Raw genomic sequence first — 24,921 nt, forward strand, 5'->3', positions numbered from 1 at the left:
TTAACTTAAACGTTGAAACGGAAATGGATTACATCGCCATCGTTAACGATGTATTCTTTTCCTTCTAATCGAACTTTTCCTGCTTCTTTTGCAGCACTATGACTACCCGCTTCAAGCAAATCGGTATAAGAAACGATTTCGGCACGGATGAAGCCACGTTCGAAGTCCGTATGAATGACACCTGCACATTGAGGGGCTTTCATACCTTTACGGAATGTCCATGCACGCACTTCCTGTACACCAGCTGTAAAGTATGTTGCCAATCCGAGAAGATTATATGAAGCACGGATCAACTGGTCAAGACCCGACTCTTCAATGCCAAGTTCAGATAGGAACATTTCCTTTTCTTCACCTTCAAGCTCTGCAATTTCTTCTTCGATTTTGGCACAAATTACGATTACTTCTGCATTTTCCCTCGCAGCATATTCACGAACTTGCTGAACATATTCATTATCGTCAGCATTAGCCACTTCATCCTCGCTCACATTCGCCACATAAAGAGTCGGCTTCGCCGTAAGCAAGTGCATGCCCTTCACCATTTTTTGCTGTTCCTCGGTAAATTCAACTGAACGGGCGGGCCTTTCATTCTCCAATGCTTCCTTTAAAGCCACAAGAATTTCATGTTCAGCCACTGCGCCTTTATCTTTTTGCTTGGCCATTTTTCCGACACGGTCGATGCGTTTGTCAACGGATTCCAAATCGGCCAGGATCAATTCAAGGTTGATGACTTCGATATCATCGATTGGATTTACTTTTCCAGAAACATGAGTAATGTTATCGTCTGCGAAACAACGGACAACCTGACAAATTGCATCCACTTGACGGATATGGGAAAGGAATTTATTACCAAGACCTTCTCCTTTACTGGCCCCTTTTACAATTCCGGCGATATCCGTGAATTCAAATGCTGTCGGAACCGTTTTTTTTGGTTTGACCAATTCTGTCAATTTTTGCAGACGGTGATCTGGCACTTCAACAATCCCTACATTTGGGTCAATCGTACAGAAAGGATAGTTGGCAGATTCCGCACCTGCCTGAGTAATTGCATTAAATAAAGTGGATTTACCTACGTTAGGCAAACCTACTATACCAGCTGTTAAAGCCATTTATATTTCACTCCTTCAAGATAATTCGTACATATGGGAAAAAGTCTGATTTTCTATAAAAACCATCCAATTACCTAAACCTTTCCCAATTATAGATTTCGCTTCCTAAAAAGACAAGTAAATCATGAGAAACTCAGGACTGCCTTCACTCAAAAAAAAAGCATGATCACTCCTCATGCTTTTGTAGAACTTTTTTCATTTTCTTCGCGAATTCACGTCGAGGCAGCATTACGCTATGACCGCAGCCTTCACATTTTATCCGGATATCCATACCAAGTCGAATGATTTTCCACTTATTTACTCCACAGGGATGTGGTTTTTTCATTTCCACAATATCCTTAAGCGCAAACTCTTTTTCTTCCATAACCATGAGCCCCCTAATTCCTATGACTCGCTGCCATTGTACGTAGATTTAATCCCACTTAAATCAAGCGCAGCACTTATTTCTTTTCTTAATATTCTACTCATTTCGACATGATGCATCGGTTTTGTTTCAGCAGTGACCCGAAAGACAACTTCATCAGGACTTATCGCTTCAATTCCTAAAAATTCAGGTGCTTTGACTAAGAAGTCATATTTGCCTTCCATATTATTCAAGGTTTGAATGAGTACCCTCTCAGCAAGTTCTACTGATCCATCATTAGGTATAGCTACATCCACAACAGCCTTACTATTTAATATAGAATAATTTGTAACTTGAACAATACTACCATTAGGTATGAGGTGCAATTCTCCTGAGCTACTTTTAATCTTTGTTGTACGAAGCCCAATTTCGAGAACTTCACCCTCAAATGTATTAATTTTAATATAGTCCCCAACCGAGAAGTGATCTTCAAAAATCACAAAGAATCCTGTGATGATATCTTTTACCAAACTTTGGGCACCGAAACCAACTGCCAAACCAAGAATCCCAGCTCCAGCCAGCAAAGCCTTTACATCAAATCCGAAAATTTCAAGAATCATTACCAAGGCAATAAAATTAATAACATAAGTGACTATATTTTCCAGCAACTTAATGAGTGTCGTTTCTCTGCGCTCTGAAACGCGAATAGGACTTCTTAAGCGAACCGCGAAAAATTTACTTATGACCGTCTTTCCTATTCTAATAATAATACGTGATAACAGGAGAACAAGGAAGATTTTAATGATTCCTTCCCCTAATAGTAACCATAATTTTTCATCCATTACCTCTTTTGTAACGTTATCATAAATGCGTTCCATCTTTTCCTCCTGGCTAATCCAAAATTCTGCAAAACTTTTATATTTTCTCTATGACTTTACCATACCGACTTATTCCTCTACCCCTCATGCTGTGAGATAACCCGAATAGGAGAAGTTTTCTCTATTTTATCAATAAATAAGGGTTTCTGTACAAAAAAAATATGGGTATATAGGTAAAAGAAATAGAAGTTTTTTCCGAGTTAATCCAGTATTTTTTTACTAGAATGTATAAATGAAAGCAATTGGTAGAGGAAGAAAAGTCAATCCATTTCCCCTTCACCTGTTTGCAAGTTCTACAAAAATTTCCCTCATCCGTTACGTTAAATACCGTATATTTTTTCCTTTTTATCCGTATACTGTAATACCAAATAAAGTAAAGGAGTTGAGCCGATGAATCTGAATTCTAGTCTATTTAATAATAATAAAAATAGATTGAGCCGCATCCTGCATGAAGATACGGATGCATCCAAACAAATTTCCCAGGAATTAATCAACCTTCTACCAACTGGAAAGCTTCAAACAATCGTCATCGTCTGTATAGGCACAGACCGTTCTACAGGCGATTCCCTCGGACCACTTGTCGGCACTCTGCTAAGTGAAAAAGCTGAAAACAGTTCTTCATCGTTCCATGTTTACGGTACTTTAGATGACCCTATACATGCGATGAATTTATCGGAAAAATTAAATCAAATAAAAAAGATTCATACCAATCCATTTATAGTCGGAATCGATGCTTGCTTAGGGAAGATGAAAAGCGTTGGTATTGTCCAAATCGGTCAAGGACCGGTGAAACCAGGTGCTGGGGTCAATAAAGATCTTCCTTCCGTTGGAAATGCCCATATAACAGGAATCGTGAATGTAAGTGGCTTCATGGAGTTCATGGTCTTGCAAAACACTCGTCTTAATCTTGTGCTAAAAATGGCCAAAACCATCGCCGAGGGGATTTATGAAGCACAAAATCATTATCCAGTAAAACCTTCCATCACTCCTTTCACATTGTCATTCAAGCAAGAAAAAACCCTTTGATCGGTTTTGCTGATCAAAAAAAATGAAGGAAGGGATTATCCCCTTCCTTCTTTTATTTAGGCTGTTTTCACATACTTTGTTGCTATTTACCAGGTAGTGAGTTGTGGTTGATTTCCCCTCCAGATGCTCGCTTTCCTTGGGGCGGGCGGTGAGCCTCATCGGCGGAAACGCCTGTGGGGTCTCACCTGTCCCGCTCCAATCAACCTTAAATAGTTTCGTTTTAAAAACAACAATCTTTACGAAAAGAGCCTTTATTTAAAAATAATACATGATTGTAACTAAAATGGCAGTGATCATTATGCCAGGAAGCAGATTAGCCACCCTTATTTTGGTGACACCGATAATATTCAAACCAATTGCTAATATCATGACTCCCCCAGTTGCCGTCATTTCCAGTATGAAGGAATCCATTAAAGCAGTTGGGATCAGCGTATTAATCTGTCTTGAAAAAATTGCTATCAAGCCCTCATAAAGAATGACCGGAAATGCCGAAAAAAGTACTCCTATGCCAAGCGTACTGGCGAGGACCAGTGCTGTAAATCCATCGATGATCGCTTTTGTTATCAAAACGTCATGATCATTCCGGATACCGCTATCCATGGCACCGATAATGGCCATCGCCCCAATGCCAAATATGAGCGTAGCCGTTACAAACCCCTGGGATATCGAAATTCCTTCTTTCGCTTTCATCCTGCGTTCAATCCAATTGCCTAAAGAATTAAGCCTACCCTCAAGATTCATCCATTCCCCAAGGACAGCCCCTCCAACAATACTTAAAATGACAATAAGGAATTGATCACTTTTAAGCCCCATCTGCAAGCCTAAGACCATGACGGCTAAACCAATTCCACTCATCACCGTTTCTTTTATCTTTTCAGGTATATGTTGCAAAAACCTTCCCAAAATCGAACCAATTAAAATGCAGGCACCATTCACCAAAGCCCCTAATAATACCATCTCATTCACCTAATTTTCCACAGTAAAAAATAGATTAAACCTCTGTTGCCACTTTTTTTTCATAAAGGCGATCTAAGAGGAAATGTTCTCTTGATCGATCAAGTCCAAAATTCTCTCCAGATCTTCTTTTGAAAAGAATTCGATTTCTATTTTCCCTTTTTTCTTGCTTTGTTTTATCGTTACACTCGTTCCCAGTCTTTCACGCAGACTTGACTCGCGTTGCTTTATGAATATATCTTTTTTATCTTGTTTCTTAGGTTTGGTTTCACGTGAAACGGTATCATTCAATTGATGTATATATTGCTCCAGCTGTCTGACATTCATTCCTTCTTTGAGGATTTTATCCACTACTGGCTTAAGCATCTCTTTTTTCTTTAAACCCAGTAATGCTCGGCCATGCCCCATGGAAATTTCCCCTTCGGAGATATAACTCCTAATCCCTTCAGGCAAAGATAGCAATCTTACATAGTTCGCGATATGGGGTCGGCTTTTACCCAACCTATTGGCCAGCTGTTCCTGGGTGAAATTCAATTTTTCAAGAAGTGTCTGATAAGCGGCAGCTTCCTCAATTGGATTTAAATCTTCCCGTTGCAGGTTTTCCAAAATCGCCAGTTCCATCATCTGCTGTTCATTCAATTCCCTCACAACAACCGGAACTGTCTTTAAACCAGCTTCCTTGGCAGCACGATAACGCCTCTCCCCAGCAACGATTTCATAGCCCTTAATACTTTTCCGGGCAATAATCGGCTGTAATATCCCATGTTCCATGATAGATTGCTTTAATTCTTCTATAGCTTCAAGTCGGAAGCTCTTTCGGGGCTGATAAGGATTTGGCCTTAATTCCCTTAATTTGATTTCGCGCACGATTTCATCTTTACTTATATCCCCAGTGAAAAGTGCGTTAAGTCCTTTGCCAAGTCCTTTAGCCATTTGATACCACTTCCTTTGCCAGTTCTAGATAAACCTCCGCTCCTCGTGACTTTGGATCATATATAATTATTGGTTCTCCATGGCTCGGTGCTTCACTCAAACGGACATTGCGAGGGATGATGGTTTGATAGACTTTATCCTGAAAGTATTTTTTGACCTCTTCTATAACCTGGAGACCTAAATTTGTCCTGGCATCCAACATCGTCAATAGCACACCCTCGATTTTCAAATCATGGTTCAAATGCTTTTGGACGAGACGGACCGTATTCAAGAGTTGACTCAGGCCCTCCAATGCATAATATTCACATTGTACAGGAATCAAAACTGCATCTGCTGCCGTTAATGCATTAAGCGTAAGCAAGCCCAATGATGGAGGACAGTCAATCACGATGTAATCATATTGACTTTGCACCTCTTCTAATGCCCTTTTTAATCGGACTTCCCTTGAGATGGTTGGAACAAGTTCAATTTCAGCACCTGCAAGTTGAATTGTCGCAGGTATAGCATATAAGTTTTCTACCTTTGTTTCCATGATGACGGTACTGGCTTCGACATCATCAACCAATACATCATAAATACATTGTTCCACATCCGCTTTATCAATACCTGCACCGCTTGTCGCATTTCCCTGCGGATCGATATCGACCATTAAGACTTTCTGTCCTATGTATGCAAGACAGGCACTTAGACTGACAGAAGTTGTCGTTTTTCCAACACCGCCTTTTTGATTGGCAATGGCGAGAATCTTACCCACGAATTCACCTGCTTTCAACTATCTTCATCACGCTATATCTATTAACTTTTACCGTAAATCCATTTATTTCTTTCTATTTTATCATGAATGTTACTGGAAGAAATCGTTTTCTGAAATTCCTCATAAAATTTGAAATTTATCTAAACAGCATGAAAAAACCGAGAAAAATTGAATCATTTTTAGGGTGTAAAATGCGAGTTTTTGGCAACAAAATAAAAAAAGCTTGGTAATCGTAGACTACCAAGCAGGGTTAAGGATAGGGAATCAAGTTTTTTTCTTAGGTATTTTAATCGTGAACTGATAATACTCCTCGAACTCTTCTTCCTCTGCATCCAGATTTATTCCATTGTCTGTAACCATACTGAGTGATTGGCGTATAGTATTCACGGCAATCCTCATGTCTTTACTAAACGCTTTTCGCTTAGGTTTCGGCTTCTGCACAGTACCCGTCAAGAGCTTGACGACCATCTCTTCGGTCTGCTTGACGTTTAACCCTTTTTCGATGATTTCCAAAAGCAGTTTGACCTGCTTTTCAGGACTCTTTAACGGTATCAACGAGCGGGCATGGCGTTCCGTAATTTGCTTTTGAAGAAGAGCATCTTGAACTTCCTGGGGCAGCTTAAGCAACCGAAGCTTATTTGCCACGGTAGATTGTCCTATTCCCAGTCTTTGTGCCAGAGCTTCTTGGGTTAGACTATGCAGCTCCAATAGTTTGCCGTAAGCCAAAGCTTCTTCAATCGGTGTCAGTTCTTCTCGCTGAAGGTTTTCTATCAGCGCAACGGAAGCCGTTTCTGTATCGGTGAAATCTTTGATTATTGCAGGTGCCAATACCCAGCCAAGCTTTTGCATGGCTCGAAAACGACGCTCACCTGCAATGATTTCATACTTTCCCTGTCCATATGCCCTTACTACAATTGGCTGAATGATCCCATGTGTATGAATCGTTTGAGCCAATTCAGCAATTTTATCGTCATTAAAAACGGTCCTTGGTTGAAATCGATTTGGCACAATATCAGAAATGGAAATTTTTCTTATTTCTTCATTATTATTGCTAGGTGTCTCCATCTCTAGTTGCTGTTCTTCTTTTTCGCCAAACCCAAAGAACCGCGAAAAAGGATGCTTCATCTTCCTACACCACCTTTTAAAACTCCCAAATAACATATTCTCTATTTAAAGGACAAGTCCTGCATACATTTCCCGACATGGTTATACATATGGGTCTTCACTGTAAAAAACATGTCGACTGGCGTCATCAAGGCAAAAAAGAAGAATGAACGGCCAGTTTTTATAAATATCGGCCGGCTTGCCCAAGATTATTTCCCTGAAATCAAAAAGAAAAATCGCCGGCTTATAGCCCTGCTGGAAAAGAAGGAACACGTTTGATATTGTATCAAAAAAACCTTCATGTTGGCACAGTATTAAATGAACAATAACAAGGTCATACGCTTATAGTAAATATGAAACCTGCCTCATCAGTATAAGGGTTATTCGATAGGCTGCTTATTCGGTGTCCCTGGTTTTCTTGGGTATTTTTTAGGAGTCTTCTTCACTTTTTTTACAGTAATGATGTTTCTTTCACTATTTTCCTCTGGCAATGTGAAAGGATGAATTTCTTCGATTTCTCCGCCTAATGTAAAAATGGCCTTCTTCCCTGTATCCATTTCATCTTGTGCACTAGCGGCTTTCATGGCAATGAACGTCCCATCTGGTTTAACAAGCGGCAAACATAGCTCACTTAAAACGGACATCCTGGCTACCGCTCTTGCCATTACAATATCATAGGATTCGCGATGCTCTGGTTTTTGAGCGAAGGTTTCCGCCCGGTCATGATAGAAGGAAACTCCCTTTAATTGCAAAGACTCAGCAAGGTGATTCAAAAAAGAGATTCGCTTATTCAAAGAATCCACAATCGATACGTGGATATCAGGGAAACAAATCTTCAATGGAATACTCGGAAATCCAGCTCCAGCCCCGACATCGCAAATTTGATAAGATTTGTTAAAGTCGAAATAGAAGGCTGCACTGATTGAATCATAAAAATGCTTTAGATAAACTTCTTCTTTATTAGTGATGGCTGTTAAGTTCATCTTTTCGTTCCATTCAACCAATAATCGATAATAAGTGTCAAACTGATCAAGCTGGTGAGGAGAAAGCTCAATCCCTTTCTCCTGCAGTGCTTGTTGGAACTGTTCAATATTCATGTTTTCTTCAATCCTTTTTGGGTATTTCCATTACTGAGATACTCTGGCAATCTTACCTTGTTCCAAATAAACAAGCAAAATGGAAACATCAGCGGGATTCACACCGGAAATTCTTGAAGCCTGGGCTACTGATAGCGGGTGGACCTGCTTTAATTTTTGGCGTGCTTCCGTTGCTAGACCAGAAATTGCATCATAATCGATATTCTCTGGAATCTTTTTATTCTCCATTTTTTTCAGACGATCGACTTGCTGCAAGGATTTTTCAATATATCCTTCATACTTGATCTGAATTTCGACCTGTTCCGTCACATCATCGCTCAGTTCGACATCACTTGGAGCCAGCTTCTGAATATGGGAATAATCCATTTCAGGCCGCTTCAATAAATCAGAGGCACGGATTCCATCCTTCAGCTCACTGCCGCCACTTGCTGTAATGACTTCTTGTACCTCTTTGGTCGGTTTGATGAAGTTTGATTTTAGTCGTTCCTTTTCCATTTCAACCGCTTCTTTTTTCAAAAGGAAACGATTGTAGCGTTCTTCTTTGATCATTCCGATATTGAATCCGATTTCCGTTAAGCGTAAATCGGCATTATCATGACGCAATAATAAACGATATTCTGCACGTGAAGTCAGCAATCGGTATGGTTCATTCGTACCTTTCGTTACAAGGTCATCAATGAGCACACCAATATAGGCATCGGAACGGCTTAAAATCAGTTCTTCCTTACCTATTGCATTCAATCCGGCATTAATACCGGCCATAAGCCCTTGGCCAGCTGCTTCCTCATAACCGGACGTGCCGTTAATTTGTCCAGCAGTATACAGGTTTTTAACCTTTTTCGTTTCCAATGTAGGCCATAGCTGAGTAGGAACGATCGCATCATATTCGATTGCGTATCCCGCACGCATCATTTCCGCCTTCTCGAGCCCTGGGATCGTTTGAAGGATCTTCACTTGTACATCTTCAGGCAGACTAGTGGACAGCCCTTGAACATACACTTCCTTTGTATTGCGTCCTTCAGGTTCAAGGAAGATTTGGTGACGTGGTTTATCATTGAAACGAACGACCTTATCTTCTATCGATGGGCAATAACGAGGTCCCGTTCCCTTTATCATTCCGGAATACATTGGCGAACGGTGTAGATTCTCATCAATGAGCTGATGTGTCCCCTCATTCGTGTACGTTAGCCAGCATGGCAATTGATCAGTGATGAACTTTGTGGTTTCATAAGAAAATGCACGTGGCACTTCATCACCAGGCTGAATTTCCGTTTTGCTGTAATCTATGGAAGAACTATTGACACGTGGTGGTGTTCCTGTTTTAAAACGGACCAAATCGAATCCTAACTGCTCTAGATGTTCTGAAAGCCTGATTGAAGGCTGCTGATTATTGGGACCGCTTGAATACTTCAATTCCCCTAAAATGATTTCACCGCGTAAATATGTTCCCGTCGTGATTACGACAGTTTTCGCACGATATACCGCACCTGTTTTTGTAATGACACCCGTACAAACGTCGTTTTCAACAATTAATTCCTCAACCATTCCTTGAATCAATGTCAAATTTTCTTGGTCTTCTATCGTCTTTTTCATTTCTTGCTGATAGAGGAATTTATCTGCCTGTGCCCGTAACGCACGAACAGCAGGACCTTTAGCCGTATTCAGCATCCTCATTTGGATATGGGTCTTGTCGATATTTTTTCCCATTTCACCGCCTAAAGCGTCAATTTCCCTAACAACTATCCCTTTTGCCGGCCCACCAACGGACGGATTGCATGGCATGAAGGCGACCATATCCAAGTTAATGGTGATCATCAACGTTTTAGCTCCGACTCTAGCAGCTGCAAGGCCTGCTTCACTACCAGCATGACCAGCACCAATAACAATGACATCATAGCTACCTGCTTCGTATTGCATATCCTTTTCCTCCTTTTACGCTTATTTTCCTAAACAAAATTGTGAGAACAATTGGTTGATCAAATTATCCTGAACGCTTTCACCAATGATTTCTCCAAGGAGCTCCCATGCTTTCGTGAAGTCAATTTGAACCAAATCAACTGGCGTACCCATTTCAATAGCTTCGATTGCGTCTTCGATTGATTGTAAAGCCTGTCCTAGCAAGGCTATATGCCTGGCATTCGAAACATAGGTCAGGTCCCCCGTTTCTAAAGAACCCTCAAAAAATAAAGAAGCGATGGCTTCTTCCAATTCATCGACCCCTTGATCCTCAAGTAATGAAGTAGAAACGATTTTATGTGATGCCGCCTTTTCCTTAACCTTTGCCGAATCGATTTTCTGTGGAAGATCGGTTTTATTGATGATAACGATAACATCCATTCCCTCAACAGCCTGGAATAGTTTCTCATCTTCGGTTGTAAAATCATCGGAATAGTTCAATACAAGTAATATTAGATCTGCCTCTTTTAATACTGCACGGGACCGTTCAACTCCAATTCGTTCAACGATATCTTCCGTTTCGCGAATTCCTGCTGTATCCACAAGTTTAAGCGGTACACCGCGAACATTGACATATTCTTCAATTACGTCACGTGTTGTACCTGGGATATCAGTGACAATCGCTTTATTTTCATGAACCAAACTGTTAAGCAAAGAAGATTTCCCGACATTAGGGCGCCCTATGATAACCGTCGCAAGCCCATCTCGCAGGATTTTCCCTTGTTGGGCTGTGTGAAGCAGTTTCTCAATTTCAGTCTTCACATAACTACCTTTTTCCAAAAATAAACGATGTGTCATTTCTTCGACATCATCATATTCCGGATAATCTATGTTTACCTCGACTTGAGCGAGGGTCTGTAATATTTCTTGACGTAGGTTTTGGATTAATTTCGAAAGCCGGCCTTCCATTTGACCTAATGCCACATTCATGGCTTTATCCGTTTTAGCCCGGATTAAATCCATAACGGCCTCTGCTTGAGAAAGATCGATCCTGCCATTCAAAAAAGCCCGTTTCGTAAATTCACCTGGTTCTGCTAAACGAGCACCTTGTGAGAGAATAAGCTGTAATACCCGATTGACCGAAACGATTCCACCGTGACAATTTATTTCAACAACATCTTCTCTTGTAAATGTCTTTGGACCCTTCATGACCGAAACCATGACTTCCTCTATGATTTCACCAGTTTTAGGCTGGATAAGATGGCCATAATGAATCGTATGTGATTTCACTTCAAGCAATCCTTTTCCGCCTGGTCCTTTAAAGATTCCATCGGCTATTTCTATGGCCTCATCACCGCTGATTCTAACAATGGCGATTGCCCCTTCCCCTAAGGGAGTAGAGATAGCGGTGATTGTATCGAATTCCATGCTTTCACCTCTTATATATTGATGTTTCTATTTTTTTCTGATAATAAAATCTCGAATCTCTAAATAACTACAATACCACAGTATATTCATGAAAAAAAGTAGATACTCCTTCCTTTCAAGAGTTATCCACACGCGTTGAATCCATATTCTATAACACTCATTTTAACTTATCCACATGTGAATAACAAATATCGCCCGCTTTACTGATCATGAGAATAAAAAAAGAATGATGTCAGTTATTGTTGAATTACTCTTTTACAAAAAAACATTCGACATACAACGATATCATGCCCTAAAAAAAAGAACCCCTGCTTAAAAGCAGAAGGTTCATTTGAGTGGACTAATGACTAAATGGCGATATGGTTCCGTCCCACTTGAAGTTGTTTTTATTTTTGGATAATGCAGGAGAGCATTATGGATGACTTTACGTTCATAGGATGGCATTGGCTCCAGTGAAACAGCTTTACCTGTTTTTAGAGCTTTATTTGCCATTCTTCCAGCCAATTGGATTAAAGTTTCATTGCGGCGATTTCGATAATCTTCTGCATCTACAGTAATATTCAAGAACTGCTTCGAATATCGATTTGCAACCAGCTGCGCTAAATACTGAAGGGAATTTAGTGTTTGACCCCTTTTTCCAATTAATAATGCAATTTTATCACCTGATAAATGAAATGTTACGTTCTTACCTTTACGATGGACATCAATTTTTGCATTGACTCCCATTTCCACGCTGACATTCTTCAAAAATTTAAGTGTCTCTTCAATGGGATCGGGAGGCAATGTCACATGGACAATTGCCTTCCTTGCACCAAATAAACCAAAAAATCCTTTTTTGCCTTCATCTTCTATTTCAATCTCCACGCGATCCTTAGTGCTGTTCAGTTGAGCTAAAGCTAAATTTACTGCTTCTTCGACAGATTGTCCTGTAGCAGTTACTTTTTTCACTTTTTCTTTGCCCCTCCCGCGTTTTCCGCAGCTGCTTTTCTAAGATCCGGACCTTTAATGAAATATGTTTGAACGATACCAAAAAGGTTACCTACTACCCAGTAAAGAGAAAGAGCAGCGGGAAATTTAATAGCAAAAACAACAATCATTATTGGCATGATGTAAAGCATCATCGTCATTTGTGCCGCCATTTGTGGATTGGAGTTCATGCCAGCCATCGACATCTTTTGCTGGATAAATGTCGTAATACCTGCAACAACCGGTAAAATATAATAAGGATCCGGGGAACCTAAATCAAACCAAAGAAAGCTATGTAAAGAAATTTCTTTCGTACGGCTGATGGCATGGTAAAATCCGATCAAAATCGGCATTTGGACCACTATAGGCAAACATCCCGCCAATGGATTCACATTATATTTTGAAAATAAAGCCATTGTTTCTTGCTGTAGTTTTTGTTGTGTGGCAGCATCTTTTGAGCTGTATTTTGCTTGAAGTTCTTTCATCTCAGGCTGAATGGCCTGCATAGCTTTCGAGCTTTTCACCTGTTTGATCATTAGTGGAAGTAATGCTAAGCGAATGATTAATGTAACACCGATGAGTCCCAAACCATAGTTCTCGCCAAATGCTTCAGAAAGCCAAATGATCAGGGCTGATAATGGATAGACAATGTATGAATTCCAAAAACCTTCACTTTCCGCAGTAATAGGTTCTTTAATTTCCGTACACCCTGCTAACAACATCATTATCGAGGCTAGTCCAATAATGAGTAATATTCGTTTTTTCAACCGTAATTTCCTCCTATCTGCAATCAATCTTTTTTGAAACAATTGTGAACTGTTCATTAGCGGCTTTCAAGGAAAAGTATTCCACCATTTTCACAGTTCCAATAGGAATTTTCTATGTCATCTTTTTCAAGTTACTACATGATCCGAGGAGTGCTTAGTATTCGGTATAAAGGGGACTTTATTGTCTTTTCATTTTAAAGTTTAGTGATTTAGAACGTTTCAGGACATGGATCAAGCTGCTTTTCACCTGGAAAAAGTCCATCTCCGCCGCTGGTTTTCGAGCAATCACAATATAATCCTTACCCACTTCTATATCTTCTTTCAATTCCAAAAACGCTTGCCTTATGTATCTTTTAATTTGGTTCCTTACAACGGCATTCCCGATTTTTTTACTGACAGAAAGGCCGATCCGAAAATAATCCTGACCTGGCTTTTCAAGGACATAGACAACAAATTGCCGATTAGCAGAAGATTCACCTTTTTTAAACACAAGCTGAAATTCGTCCTCTTTCTTAATCCTTAACTTTTTTTTCATTTTTACACCTTCATTACATGAATTGAGTCTCAGTAAATCCCTTATTTTGCGAAAAAAGACCACTGAGACTTTTCAGTGGTCTATGCAGATAATACTTTTCTGCCCTTACGGCGACGTGCAGCGATTACTCTACGTCCGTTTTTCGTGCTCATACGTGCACGGAAACCGTGAACTTTACTATGTTTGCGGTTATTCGGTTGATAAGTTCTTTTCATTATATGACACCTCCCTGAGGAATAACAGTTAAAGACAGTCTTTACAATTATATAGATGGAGGTTTCTACTTGTCAACCTCATCCATAAAAATATTTCTTTTTAATGCTCAATGTCCAGTAGGCCTTTTTTTACTACCTAGCCTATTGTAAATGATTTTGCTCCGAACTGATATAGAAATTTTTGGGGAGAGGGGAATTTCCATCAATTTTTCCATGAACACATATATTAAATTCCCAAGGTATCTTCCTGATCGACATGGCATTCGACAAATAATTAAGAATTAACCTAAATCATGTTTTAATGTTCCATTCGGTTTTTTCGCGGTTTTCCGGGGAGAACAACTTGATTCATCCAAAATAAATCAAATTAATCCGAGCCTATAATTATGGTCTGTGGATAAAATTCGACATGTTTTTTTCTATCCACAACCCTTTTCATAGACTTTTGCACATAACAATCGCCTGTGGAAAAGTTTTTCCCACAGGCTCGGTAAGTTGTGGATAAAGTTTTCTAACCCATTGCAAGACGCCTGAATTTCTGATATTATATTTGTGTTTTCACTCTGAATAACTTTATCAACAGGTATCGGTTATCCACAGACTGTGTATAACATGTGGATAGTTTATTCGACCTGTGTATATTAATATGTCCACAGATGGTGGATATTGTCGAAAACCCTTTTTCTTTCTTATTATATATTTTTCAAAATACCTGTTGATGAATAAAAATCCAAACCTACACCTGGTTACCAGATGTAGTCTGTACAAAGGTTGTACAGCGCTAGATATAGTTATAGGGAATTAACATTACAACACACAAATCCCTTACAGCTCACCGAACCTTTGCTGTCAAAATTTATATAAAGACGGCAATCGATGAGTTTATTTGTGCCTATACATTTAAGATTCTATTAATAAAATATTTTGCAAAGGAGGGATAAGTTTGGATAACATCGATAGCCTCTGGAACCAGGCGCTCGGAAAAATCGAAAAAAAAATCAGTAAACCAAGCTTTGAAACTTGGCTTAAATCAACCAAGGCTTATTTACTGCAAGGTGATACATTAACAGTCACCGCCCCCAATGAATTTGCCAGGGATTGGCTTGAAGAACGCTATTCCCATCTTATTTCTGATGTATTGTTTGAACTTACCGGTGAGGAATTGGAAGCAAAATTCATCATTCCCCCAAATCAAGAAGATGATGATTTTACCGTTCCTGTTCAACCTAAAAAGATAAAAAAACAGGATAAAGACCATGCTGCATTTCCACAGCATATGCTGAATGCGAAAAACACCTTCGATACATTTGTCATCGGCTCCGGCAATCGTTTTGCCCATGCCGCGTCTCTCGCTGTCGCAGAAGCACCTGCCAAAGCCTATAATCCATTATTTATATACGGAGGCGTAGGCCTAGGGAAAACCCATTTAATGCATGCAATCGGGCATTATGTTCTTGAGCATAATCCTAATGCTAAGGTCGTTTATTTATCATCTGAAAAATTCACGAATGAATTCATCAACTCAATCCGGGATAATAAAGCAGGGGAATTCCGTGATAGATACCGAAGCGTAGATGTTTTATTAATTGATGATATTCAATTTCTTGCAGGAAAAGAACAAACCCAAGAAGAGTTTTTTCATACATTCAATGCGTTGCATGAAGAAAGCAAACAGATCGTCATCTCGAGTGACCGTCCACCAAAAGAGATCCCTACACTTGAGGATCGCCTCCGCTCCAGGTTTGAGTGGGGTTTGATCACGGATATCACACCTCCTGATCTAGAAACACGGATTGCTATATTGCGTAAAAAGGCAAAAGCTGAGGGTCTTGATATCCCGAATGAAGTCATGCTCTATATTGCCAACCAAATCGATTCCAATATTCGTGAGCTTGAGGGTGCACTCATTCGTGTTGTCGCTTATTCTTCATTAATTAATAAGGATATTAATGCCGATTTAGCAGCCGAAGCATTAAAAGACATCATCCCAAGCTCCAAACCTAAAATAATCACCATCTTAGAAATCCAAAAAACAGTTGGTGAGCATTATAGTGTGAAATTGGAGGATTTCAAGGCGAAAAAACGGACTAAATCCGTAGCCTTTCCAAGACAGATTGCCATGTATCTTTCCAGGGAGTTAACGGATTCATCCCTGCCTAAGATTGGAGATGAATTCGGAGGTCGCGATCATACGACCGTCATCCATGCGCATGAAAAAATTTCTAAACTCATGCAAACCGACACCCAGCTACAACGTCAGGTTAAGGAAATCCAGGATCAGCTGAGGGTATAATCAATTCTGGATAATGTGTATAACTGACGACTACTTACACACAGTCTGTCCACAAGTGGATAGACTGTTTTTCCTTAGGTTAATTGGACTTATCCACATATCAACAGGCCCTACTACTATTACTACTATCTTTTTTAATAAAAATTATTAATAAATATGCCTATTTGGCAATAATAAATTGGAGGATGAAACATGAGATTTATAATCCAAAGAGATCGATTAGTTCATAGTGTCCAAGAAGTAATGAAGGCAGTCACATCAAGAACGACGATTCCAATTCTAACGGGGATAAAAATAAGCGTTACTAGTGAGGGTGTCACTTTAACAGGAAGTGATTCAGATATCTCCATTCAATCATTCATTCCAGCTGAAGTTGACGGCGATGAGATTGTTGAAGTGAAAAGTAGCGGCGGTATTGTCCTGAATGCCCGTTTTTTCAGTGAAATTGTCAAAAAGCTCCCGATGGATACTGTAGAAATTGAAGTGGAAAACAACTTTCAAACGATTATCCGCTCAGGTAAAGCCGAATTTAATTTAAATGGACTGGATCCCGAAGAATATCCACATCTTCCAATCATTGAAGAAGAAAATATTTTCAAACTTCCGACGGACCTTTTAAAGACCCTTATTCGCCAAACGGGTTTTGCAGTGTCCACGTCAGAAACACGCCCCATCTTAACAGGTGTAAACTTAAAGGTTCAAGATGATGAATTGACCTGTATTGCAACAGACAGTCATAGGCTGGCAATGAGAACGGCCAAAATAGAAAATAAAATTACAGGGACCTATAGCGTTGTAATCCCAGGTAAAAGCCTGAATGAGTTGAGTAAAATCCTTGATGATACTAACGAACTCATTGAAATCGTCATTACCGAAAACCAAGTACTTTTCAAAGCTGAAAATTTATTATTCTTCTCTAGATTGCTTGAAGGGAACTATCCCGATACTTCACGATTAATTCCATCGGATAGCAAAACGGATGTGACTGTTCATACAAAGGATTTTCTCCAAGCTATTGACAGGGCATCTTTACTTGCAAGGGAAGGAAGAAATAATGTCGTCAAATTGACAACCCTTGAAGGACGGATAATCGAAGTCTCTTCCAATACACCTGAAATTGGTAAAGTAATCGAGGAGGTTCAGGCAGAAGCCATTGAAGGTGAAGATCTGAAAATCTCATTCAGTGCCAAATTTGTAATGGATGCTTTAAAGGCATTGGAAGGTTCCGATATCAAAATTAATTTCACCGGTGCAATGCGTCCATTTGTCATTCGTCCACTACATGATGATTCCATGCTCCAATTAATCCTTCCGGTAAGGACTTATTAATCTAAAATAATATTTCAAAAAAATTAAAGGCTTGTTAAGCAGGTCTTTAATTTTTTTATATTTAAACATAGGTTCCAAAAGGTTTTTTAACATTTTTTTAATACTGAACGGAACTTAAGACTGCTAAAAATAAGAGTTGAAAAAGCTATACTTTGTCTTAATGGCATTTATTTAGTAAAATGAAATATTAAAGACTACTTAGAAATGAGTGAGGCATAATGGACTCCATAAAAATAAGCACAGAATATATTACGCTTGGACAATTCTTGAAATTGGCTGATTTGATCCAAAGCGGAGGAATGTCGAAATGGTTCTTAAGTGAATACGAGGTTTACATTAATGGCGAACTAGACGTGAGAAGAGGCAGGAAATTAAGATCAGGTGATAAAATAGAGATTCCTGGATTTGGCGTCTACACAATTACAAGCTAAAACATAAGGGAAGAGCGGAATATGTATATTGAAAATATAAGTTTGAGAAATTACCGCAACTATACCGAACTGAATCTGGCTTTTGAAAATAAAGTCAATGTAATCCTCGGCGAAAATGCTCAAGGAAAAACAAATGTCATGGAATCTATTTTCGTTTTAGCAATGGCAAAATCCCATCGGACCTCAAATGATAAAGAACTTATTCGCTGGGATGAAGAGTATGCTAAAATAGAAGGTAGAGTTAGAAAGAGAAATACCTCAATACCACTTGAGCTGACCATTTCAAAAAAAGGGAAAAAGGCGAAGTGCAACCATATTGAACAAAGAAAGTTGAGTCAATATGTCGGAAATATGAATGTGGTCATGTTTGCGCCTGAGGATCTTAACCTTGTGAAGGGAAGTCCTCTAGTCAGACGCCGTTTTATAGATATGGAAATTGGCCAGGTTTCTCCCGTATACCTTCATGATATGAGCCAATATCATAAAATACTTCAACAAAGAAATCATTACTTAAAGCTTCTGCAGACCCGGAAACAAACGGATACGACGATGCTTGACGTGCTGACTGACCAATTTATTCAGTATGCAGCGAAAATTGTCGAAAGAAGATACGAGTTTCTTTTAAAGCTCCAGCAATGGGCAGAGCCGATTCATTCGGGGATCTCCAGAAACCTAGAAGTATTGAAAATCCAATATAAACCGTCGCTTGATGTATCAGAATCTATGGATTTGACGAAAATGATAGAAGTATACACAGAAAAATTTGATAAAATAAAAACAAGGGAAATTGAACGGGGTGTAACACTGGTAGGTCCTCATCGTGACGACCTGGTTTTTTTTGTGAATGACCGTGATGTCCAGACTTATGGTTCACAAGGACAACAACGTACAACTGCCCTGTCCTTGAAACTTGCCGAAATTGAACTGATCCATGAAGAAATAGGCGAGTATCCCATTTTATTATTGGATGATGTGTTATCGGAACTTGACGATTTCCGTCAATCTCATTTACTGAATACGATACAAGGGAAAGTGCAAACATTTGTGACGACACCCTCCGTTGATGGAATCGATCATCAAACCCTAAGAGAAGCGTCCACCTTTTATGTTAGTCAAGGAAGTATTAAAAAGGTTAAATGATGAGGTGAATGTATGTATCTCCATATTGGTGAAGACATTCTTGTGAAAACGGACGATGTCATAGCCATTTTAGATAAGAAGCTGCTCCAGGCCTCTCCAATCATGAGTGAATTTTTGGAGAAAAAGTCTGATGTAACTTACCATTTAGAAAAAAACTCGGTTAAATCGATTGTAGTGACGGATAAACAGGTCTATTATTCACCGCTTGCGTCGTCCACTTTAAAAAAGCGTTCACTGCAGCCATCGCTCTTAATCGATGATATAGATATTCTTTGAATTGTAGCTATAACGTTATAATCACTCCTGAAAAATTTGATAAATGCCAAAAGAAAAGTGTAGGTGATACGAATGACAATGGAACAAAAAGAAGTACAAGCTCAGGCATACGATGAGAATCAGATACAGGTTTTAGAAGGCTTAGAAGCAGTTCGTAAACGTCCGGGGATGTATATCGGTACTACCTCTGCAAAAGGACTTCACCATCTTGTTTGGGAAATTGTCGATAATAGTATTGATGAGGCACTAGCTGGTTTCTGTACTGAAATCAAAGTGACGATCGAAGAAGACAATAGCATAACCGTAGTCGATAATGGACGGGGGATTCCAGTCGGTATCCATGAAAAAATGGGACGGCCAGCTGTGGAAGTTATCATGACGGTCCTTCATGCGGGCGGTAAATTTGGCGGCGGAGGTTATAAGGTCTCCGGTGGTCTGCATGGTGTGGGAGCTTCAGTAGTTAATGCCTTGTCCACGGTATTGGAAGTTTACGTTCATCGTGAAGGTAAAATCCATTATCAGCAATTTAACCGAGGGGTCCCTAGAGAAGATTTGAAAATCATCGGGGAAACCGATCATACCGGCACGACTGTTCACTTCATTCCTGATGGTGAAATCTTCACGGAATCCTTGGAATATGATTTCGATACATTAGCCACACGTATCCGTGAGCTTGCGTTCCTGAATAAAGGCTTGAAATTAATCATTGAAGATAAACGTGGAGAAGAAGAGAAAATCAGGGAATACCACTATGAGGGTGGTATCAAGTCTTATGTCGAGCATTTGAACCGCTCAAAAGAGGTTTTGCATGAGGAACCGATATTCATGGAAGGCGAAAGGGATGGAATCTCCGTTGAATTAGCCTTGCAATATAATGACAGCTACATCAGTAATGTCTTTTCTTTTGCCAATAATATTCATACCTATGAAGGCGGTACACATGAATCAGGATTCAAGACCGCTTTAACCCGTGTCATCAATGATTATGCACGGAAAAATGGCCTTTTAAAAGAAGCCGATTCCAATTTCTCCGGTGAAGATGTCCGGGAAGGTCTAACGGCAATCATTTCGATTAAGCATCCTGAACCGCAATTTGAAGGACAGACGAAAACCAAACTGGGAAATTCTGAAGTAAGGACGGTTACTGATTCCATTCTTTCGGAAAGGCTTGATTCCTTCTTATACGAAAATCCTGCAGTGGCCAGAAAAATTATAGATAAAGGGCTGATGGCAGCAAGAGCACGTATGGCAGCAAAGAAGGCCCGTGAATTGACACGAAGGAAAAGTGCTTTGGAAGTATCCAATCTACCGGGAAAATTGGCGGATTGTTCATCTAAAGACCCGGCTATCAGCGAATTGTACATCGTTGAAGGAAACTCGGCGGGAGGCTCGGCTAAACAGGGTCGGGACCGTCATTTCCAAGCTATTTTACCGTTAAGGGGTAAAATCCTGAATGTTGAAAAAGCGCGATTGGACAGAATCCTGCATAATGAAGAAATAGGCACGATCATCACAGCACTTGGAACAGGCATTGGTGATGAATTCAATATTGAAAAGGCCAGATACCATAAAATTGTTATCATGACCGATGCGGATGTAGATGGTGCCCATATCAGAACGCTGATGTTGACATTTTTCTACCGTTATATGAGAAAAATTATCGAGTATGGATATATATATATTGCTCAGCCGCCACTTTTCAAAATTCAGCAAGGGAAAAAAGTGGATTATGCCTATAATGATCGCCAGCTTGAAGAAATCATGGCTAGTATGCCAAGTACTCCAAAGCCTAACCTGCAGCGCTATAAAGGGCTGGGGGAAATGAATCCAGAGCAATTATGGGAAACGACCATGAACCCTGATACGAGAACGCTGCTTCAAGTCAGTTTGAAAGATGCTGCCGAGGCAGATGAGACTTTCGAAATGTTGATGGGCGACAAGGTGGAACCGCGACGTAACTTCATTGAAGAAAATGCAATTTATGTAAAAAATCTCGATATCTGATTTTTTGACAGGATGCTTTTTACATCCTGTTCTTTACATAGTGCACGTACAGTTAAAACTAAATGAGAGTATAAGCTTTTTATAGGAGGTTGGCTCCATGTCAGAAAATGAAAGATCAGGTGTAAAAGAAATAAATATAAGTACCGAGATGCGGACATCTTTTTTGGATTACGCGATGAGCGTAATCGTGTCTCGGGCTTTGCCTGATGTAAGGGACGGTTTAAAACCGGTACACCGAAGAATTCTCTATGCAATGAATGATCTTGGAATGACTTCGGATAAACCATTTAAAAAATCAGCCCGTATTGTAGGGGAAGTAATCGGTAAATATCACCCGCATGGTGATTCTGCCGTATATGAAACGATGGTACGGATGGCGCAGCCGTTTAACTATCGCTATATGCTTGTCGATGGTCACGGGAATTTCGGTTCGGTCGATGGAGACCAAGCTGCTGCAATGAGGTATACAGAAGCAAGAATGTCGAAGATCTCGATGGAATTACTTCGCGATTTAAATAAAGATACGGTTAATTTCCAGGATAACTACGATGGTTCAGAAAGAGAACCAGCCGTTATGCCAGCCCGTTTCCCGAACTTGTTAGTGAATGGTTCATCAGGTATAGCAGTAGGGATGGCAACCAATATTCCACCACATCAACTAGGTGAAGTAATTGACGGCGTATTGGCTTTAAGCAAGAATCCTGAAATTACAATTCCAGAGTTGATGGAATATATCCCTGGTCCGGATTTCCCGACAGCCGGTTTAATTTTAGGACGAAGCGGAATTAGGAAGGCCTATGAAACTGGAAAAGGGTCAATCATCCAACGGGCGAGAGTCGAGATTGAAGAAAAGCCCAATGGTAAACAGGTAATCCTTGTTAAAGAAATCCCTTATCAAGTAAATAAAGCAAGATTGATTGAAAAAATTGCAGAACTTGCTCGAGATAAGAAAATCGAAGGCATTACTGATTTACGGGATGAATCGGATCGCAATGGCATGCGTATTGTCATGGAGCTTCGAAAGGATGTTAATGCAAATGTCCTTTTAAATAATCTTTATAAGCATACCGCGATGCAGACCACCTTCGGAATCAATCTGCTTGCTTTGGTGGACGGCCAGCCTAAGGTGCTGAATTTAAAACAATGCCTGCACTACTACTTAGAGCACCAACAGGTGGTCATTAGGCGCAGGACGGAATTTGAATTACGGAAAGCTGAAGCCCGTGCCCATATTTTAGAAGGTTTGCGTATAGCACTTGATAATTTGGATGCGGTCATTTCGTTAATCCGTGGTTCCCAAACGACAGAAATTGCCCGTGAAGGCTTAATGACACAATTTTCACTTTCCGAAAAACAGGCGCAGGCTATCCTTGATATGCGTTTACAGCGTTTGACTGGTCTGGAACGTGAAAAAATTGAAGATGAATACCAGGCATTAATGGCTATAATTGCAGAATATAAAGCCATTCTTGCTGATGAGGAAAAGGTTCTTGAAATTATTCGTGAAGAGCTTCTTGAAATTAAAGAACGCTTTAATGATATACGGAGAACCGAAATCACATTAGCCGGCTTTGAAAGCCTGGAAGATGAGGATTTAATCCCAGAGGAAAATATAATCGTGACACTTACCCATAACGGTTACATTAAACGCTTGCCTGCAACCACGTACCGCAGTCAAAAACGCGGGGGTCGTGGAATACAGGGCATGGGAACGAATACAGATGACTTTGTCGGTCACTTGTTAACCACTTCGACTCATGACACTCTATTATTCTTCACTAACAAAGGTAAAGTATATCGTTCCAAAGGATATGAAATACCTGAGTATGGTAGGACGGCAAAAGGATTGCCGCTTATCAACTTGTTGGAAGTCGATAAAGGCGAGTGGGTCAATGCAATCATACCTGTGAAGGAATTTGCCGATGATTGGTATTTATTCTTCACGACCAGACATGGGATATCAAAGCGTACTCCTTTGTCGTCTTTTGCAAATATCCGTAATAACGGTTTAATTGCTCTAGGTTTACGTGAAGATGATGAATTGATTTCAGTGCGTCTTACGAATGGAGACAAACAGATCATAATTGGAACGAAAGCCGGGATGATGATTCGTTTCCCTGAGACGGATGTACGGACAATGGGACGTACTGCAGCGGGAGTGAAAGGGATTTCCTTAAGGTCGAATGATGAAGTGGTCGGTATGGAAATTCTTGAAGATGATGAAGAGGTCCTTATCGTTACGAAAAACGGTTATGGCAAACGGACATCTGCGGAAGAATACCGGATTCAAAGCCGTGGTGGCAAAGGGATCAAAACATGTAATGTCACTGAGAAAAATGGTGAACTTATTGCTGTTAAAACAGTTACAGGTATAGATGAGGATTTAATGCTGATTACAGCAGCTGGTGTATTGATCCGAATGGAAGTCGAAGGCATTTCTAAAACGGGCCGTAATACACAGGGTGTTAAACTCATCCGACTTGAATCAGCAGACAATGAATATGTTTCGACGGTAGCCATCGTTGGAAGAGAAGAAGAAGAAGAAGAAATAGATGCGGAACAGGGCCCAACAATAGATACGGATTCTGATTCTGAACCTACTCTAATCGAAGAAAATAAAGAAACTGAAAAGGATACGGAAGAATAATTCTTCCATAACCAAGAGACCCAGGCAATCTAAGCTGGGTCTTTTTTATTTGCGTATTAGCTGATTTTTCAAAATGTGAATATCAAGTGTTTGAATATGAGTGAAAGACTTAAGGTTTTGGAGTATCAAAGATTAAAACGGCTAATAAAATAAATTGAATATAATCACCATGTTTTTCAAGTAGTATGATACTCATCAAAACTATCGAAGTGAAACATTTTGCTAGGGACCAAGATTATTAAATAAAACGGAAAGTCTAACTGCTGAGGATCATGAGGAGATTCACAATCGCCCTATTTTTAACTATAAAATGATAAAAGATAGTTTCATCATTAAGGATAGTGTGAAGGTAGCCGTTCTAGAGCAACACAGAAGGTTAGATGGAACGGGTTATCCCGAAAGGTGGAAAACAAAGTTCATGAACTTATTTTAAAATTATTGTTGTTGCAGAAGTCTTTCACGCCATGAATTCCAAAAAGGATATATAGAAGAAATACTATACTGATAAGAAAAAAGTTTACTCTTAAAAAGATAAGCTTCTAGGGGAATGACCAATTTTTTATTATCAAGGGATTCATATATTTTATTTATTTTAAAATAACTCTTGCTTTTATTTCTGATACTGGATATAATAACTAAGTCGACATCGAAATAAAAAAAGTTGTTGACAAAAAATAATATAGTTGATATATTATTAAAGTCGTTTCTAAGCGAACGACAACGAAATTGCTCTTTGAAAACTGAACAAAACAAAGCGCCAACGTTAAATTTTAAGTGAGCACACACTATTAAAAAAGCA

The 24,921-nt window shown here is 39.6% G+C and carries 23 protein-coding genes and 1 pseudogene; 9 read left to right on the forward strand and 15 right to left on the reverse strand.

Features of this window, described 5'->3' with window-relative positions:
- Window positions 1-5: 5 nt before the first annotated feature.
- From ychF to SB775_RS21415, 3 genes are all read right to left on the reverse strand, one after another.
- A complete protein-coding gene (gene ychF, locus SB775_RS21405; protein ID WP_410863190.1) occupies window positions 6-1,106 on the reverse strand; it encodes a redox-regulated ATPase YchF in 1,101 nt (366 codons plus the stop codon).
- Between the two features lie 166 nt (window positions 1,107-1,272).
- Entirely contained in the window at window positions 1,273-1,470 is a 198-nt protein-coding gene (locus SB775_RS21410) for a DUF951 domain-containing protein (RefSeq protein ID WP_061465912.1), read from the reverse strand.
- A gap of 20 nt (window positions 1,471-1,490) precedes the next feature.
- Window positions 1,491-2,327 carry a mechanosensitive ion channel family protein gene (locus tag SB775_RS21415; RefSeq protein WP_061465913.1) on the reverse strand — a complete coding sequence of 279 codons (837 nt, stop codon included), beginning with the start codon at window positions 2,325-2,327 and terminating at the stop codon, window positions 1,491-1,493.
- Window positions 2,328-2,717: 390 nt separating this feature from the next.
- Here SB775_RS21415 and yyaC point away from each other — a divergent pair, with 390 nt between their 5' ends.
- Window positions 2,718-3,353 (forward strand): spore protease YyaC, encoded by a 636-nt coding sequence (yyaC, locus tag SB775_RS21420; RefSeq protein WP_410863192.1) that lies wholly within the window; start codon window positions 2,718-2,720, stop codon window positions 3,351-3,353.
- A 255-nt stretch (window positions 3,354-3,608) separates the two neighbouring features.
- On the opposite strand, the gene SB775_RS21425 is transcribed toward yyaC, so the two are convergent.
- The 11 genes from SB775_RS21425 to rpmH form a co-directional block, all read right to left on the reverse strand.
- On the reverse strand, window positions 3,609-4,310 hold the full coding sequence (locus tag SB775_RS21425; protein ID WP_089363697.1) for a DUF554 domain-containing protein: 702 nt from the start codon (window positions 4,308-4,310) through the stop codon (window positions 3,609-3,611).
- 72 nt (window positions 4,311-4,382) lie between these two features.
- On the reverse strand, window positions 4,383-5,240 hold the full coding sequence (locus SB775_RS21430; protein ID WP_061465916.1) for a ParB/RepB/Spo0J family partition protein: 858 nt from the start codon (window positions 5,238-5,240) through the stop codon (window positions 4,383-4,385).
- The gene (locus SB775_RS21435; protein WP_034316249.1) at window positions 5,233-5,994 is read right to left on the reverse strand and encodes a ParA family protein; all 762 of its coding nucleotides are present in this window, start codon (window positions 5,992-5,994) and stop codon (window positions 5,233-5,235) included. Before SB775_RS21435 ends, SB775_RS21430 begins: the two co-directional genes overlap by 8 nt.
- A gap of 264 nt (window positions 5,995-6,258) precedes the next feature.
- Window positions 6,259-7,119, reverse strand: a complete 861-nt coding sequence (gene noc / locus SB775_RS21440) for a nucleoid occlusion protein (protein ID WP_410863194.1) — start codon at window positions 7,117-7,119, stop codon at window positions 6,259-6,261.
- Between the two features lie 359 nt (window positions 7,120-7,478).
- The gene (rsmG, locus tag SB775_RS21445) at window positions 7,479-8,195 is read right to left on the reverse strand and encodes a 16S rRNA (guanine(527)-N(7))-methyltransferase RsmG (RefSeq protein WP_284469107.1); all 717 of its coding nucleotides are present in this window, start codon (window positions 8,193-8,195) and stop codon (window positions 7,479-7,481) included.
- Between the two features lie 30 nt (window positions 8,196-8,225).
- Window positions 8,226-10,112: a tRNA uridine-5-carboxymethylaminomethyl(34) synthesis enzyme MnmG gene (mnmG, locus tag SB775_RS21450; RefSeq protein WP_061465919.1), complete on the reverse strand. Its 1,887-nt coding sequence runs from the start codon at window positions 10,110-10,112 to the stop codon at window positions 8,226-8,228.
- A gap of 21 nt (window positions 10,113-10,133) precedes the next feature.
- Window positions 10,134-11,519, reverse strand: a complete 1,386-nt coding sequence (mnmE, locus tag SB775_RS21455) for a tRNA uridine-5-carboxymethylaminomethyl(34) synthesis GTPase MnmE (protein WP_089363695.1) — start codon at window positions 11,517-11,519, stop codon at window positions 10,134-10,136.
- 327 nt (window positions 11,520-11,846) lie between these two features.
- On the reverse strand, window positions 11,847-12,467 hold the full coding sequence (jag, locus tag SB775_RS21460) for an RNA-binding cell elongation regulator Jag/EloR (RefSeq protein WP_061465921.1): 621 nt from the start codon (window positions 12,465-12,467) through the stop codon (window positions 11,847-11,849).
- Window positions 12,464-13,252 (reverse strand): YidC family membrane integrase SpoIIIJ, encoded by a 789-nt coding sequence (gene spoIIIJ / locus SB775_RS21465; RefSeq protein WP_061465922.1) that lies wholly within the window; start codon window positions 13,250-13,252, stop codon window positions 12,464-12,466. Before spoIIIJ ends, jag begins: the two co-directional genes overlap by 4 nt.
- Window positions 13,253-13,430: 178 nt before the next feature.
- Window positions 13,431-13,787: a ribonuclease P protein component gene (gene rnpA / locus SB775_RS21470; protein WP_410863197.1), complete on the reverse strand. Its 357-nt coding sequence runs from the start codon at window positions 13,785-13,787 to the stop codon at window positions 13,431-13,433.
- Window positions 13,788-13,867: 80 nt separating this feature from the next.
- Window positions 13,868-14,002 (reverse strand): 50S ribosomal protein L34, encoded by a 135-nt coding sequence (rpmH, locus tag SB775_RS21475; protein WP_034316183.1) that lies wholly within the window; start codon window positions 14,000-14,002, stop codon window positions 13,868-13,870.
- A gap of 943 nt (window positions 14,003-14,945) precedes the next feature.
- On the opposite strand from rpmH, the gene dnaA reads away from it, so the two are divergent.
- The 8 genes and pseudogenes from dnaA to SB775_RS21515 all read left to right on the forward strand — a co-directional run.
- A complete protein-coding gene (dnaA, locus tag SB775_RS21480; RefSeq protein WP_061440297.1) occupies window positions 14,946-16,295 on the forward strand; it encodes a chromosomal replication initiator protein DnaA in 1,350 nt (449 codons plus the stop codon).
- A gap of 192 nt (window positions 16,296-16,487) precedes the next feature.
- Entirely contained in the window at window positions 16,488-17,624 is a 1,137-nt protein-coding gene (gene dnaN / locus SB775_RS21485) for a DNA polymerase III subunit beta (RefSeq protein ID WP_061440298.1), read from the forward strand.
- 218 nt (window positions 17,625-17,842) lie between these two features.
- The gene (yaaA, locus tag SB775_RS21490; RefSeq protein ID WP_061440299.1) at window positions 17,843-18,055 is read left to right on the forward strand and encodes a S4 domain-containing protein YaaA; all 213 of its coding nucleotides are present in this window, start codon (window positions 17,843-17,845) and stop codon (window positions 18,053-18,055) included.
- Window positions 18,056-18,076: 21 nt separating this feature from the next.
- Complete coding sequence (gene recF, locus SB775_RS21495) at window positions 18,077-19,195, forward strand: DNA replication/repair protein RecF (RefSeq protein WP_061440300.1); 1,119 nt, start codon at window positions 18,077-18,079, stop codon at window positions 19,193-19,195.
- Window positions 19,196-19,207: 12 nt separating this feature from the next.
- Window positions 19,208-19,471, forward strand: coding sequence for an extracellular matrix regulator RemB (remB, locus tag SB775_RS21500; RefSeq protein ID WP_061440301.1), 264 nt, complete (start codon window positions 19,208-19,210; stop codon window positions 19,469-19,471).
- Between the two features lie 78 nt (window positions 19,472-19,549).
- Complete coding sequence (gene gyrB / locus SB775_RS21505) at window positions 19,550-21,475, forward strand: DNA topoisomerase (ATP-hydrolyzing) subunit B (RefSeq protein ID WP_061465924.1); 1,926 nt, start codon at window positions 19,550-19,552, stop codon at window positions 21,473-21,475.
- Between the two features lie 97 nt (window positions 21,476-21,572).
- Window positions 21,573-24,122 (forward strand): DNA gyrase subunit A, encoded by a 2,550-nt coding sequence (gene gyrA, locus SB775_RS21510; protein WP_410863200.1) that lies wholly within the window; start codon window positions 21,573-21,575, stop codon window positions 24,120-24,122.
- Between the two features lie 250 nt (window positions 24,123-24,372).
- Window positions 24,373-24,555: pseudogene (locus SB775_RS21515) on the forward strand (HD domain-containing phosphohydrolase); the annotation flags it as partial.
- Window positions 24,556-24,557: 2 nt separating this feature from the next.
- On the opposite strand, the gene SB775_RS21520 reads toward SB775_RS21515, so the two are convergent.
- Window positions 24,558-24,921 (reverse strand): hypothetical protein (locus SB775_RS21520; RefSeq protein WP_410863201.1); only part of this gene is annotated, 364 nt, incomplete at its 5' end.

This window comes from Peribacillus sp. SIMBA_075 (genome assembly GCF_046534585.1).

Coding starts and splice junctions, on each gene's coding strand:
- rsmG (WP_284469107.1), bottom strand. CDS start 8,195: ATGAATATTGAACAGTTCCAACAAGCACTGCAGGAGAAAGGGATTGAG.
- gyrA (WP_410863200.1), top strand. CDS start 21,573: ATGTCAGAAAATGAAAGATCAGGTGTAAAAGAAATAAATATAAGTACC.
- gyrB (WP_061465924.1), top strand. CDS start 19,550: ATGGAACAAAAAGAAGTACAAGCTCAGGCATACGATGAGAATCAGATA.
- rnpA (WP_410863197.1), bottom strand. CDS start 13,787: ATGAAAAAAAAGTTAAGGATTAAGAAAGAGGACGAATTTCAGCTTGTG.
- remB (WP_061440301.1), top strand. CDS start 19,208: ATGTATCTCCATATTGGTGAAGACATTCTTGTGAAAACGGACGATGTC.
- mnmE (WP_089363695.1), bottom strand. CDS start 11,519: ATGGAATTCGATACAATCACCGCTATCTCTACTCCCTTAGGGGAAGGG.
- SB775_RS21425 (WP_089363697.1), bottom strand. CDS start 4,310: ATGGTATTATTAGGGGCTTTGGTGAATGGTGCCTGCATTTTAATTGGT.
- rpmH (WP_034316183.1), bottom strand. CDS start 14,002: ATGAAAAGAACTTATCAACCGAATAACCGCAAACATAGTAAAGTTCAC.
- yaaA (WP_061440299.1), top strand. CDS start 17,843: ATGGACTCCATAAAAATAAGCACAGAATATATTACGCTTGGACAATTC.
- SB775_RS21410 (WP_061465912.1), bottom strand. CDS start 1,470: ATGGAAGAAAAAGAGTTTGCGCTTAAGGATATTGTGGAAATGAAAAAA.
- mnmG (WP_061465919.1), bottom strand. CDS start 10,112: ATGCAATACGAAGCAGGTAGCTATGATGTCATTGTTATTGGTGCTGGT.
- SB775_RS21415 (WP_061465913.1), bottom strand. CDS start 2,327: ATGGAACGCATTTATGATAACGTTACAAAAGAGGTAATGGATGAAAAA.
- SB775_RS21430 (WP_061465916.1), bottom strand. CDS start 5,240: ATGGCTAAAGGACTTGGCAAAGGACTTAACGCACTTTTCACTGGGGAT.
- recF (WP_061440300.1), top strand. CDS start 18,077: ATGTATATTGAAAATATAAGTTTGAGAAATTACCGCAACTATACCGAA.
- ychF (WP_410863190.1), bottom strand. CDS start 1,106: ATGGCTTTAACAGCTGGTATAGTAGGTTTGCCTAACGTAGGTAAATCC.
- yyaC (WP_410863192.1), top strand. CDS start 2,718: ATGAATCTGAATTCTAGTCTATTTAATAATAATAAAAATAGATTGAGC.
- noc (WP_410863194.1), bottom strand. CDS start 7,119: ATGAAGCATCCTTTTTCGCGGTTCTTTGGGTTTGGCGAAAAAGAAGAA.
- dnaN (WP_061440298.1), top strand. CDS start 16,488: ATGAGATTTATAATCCAAAGAGATCGATTAGTTCATAGTGTCCAAGAA.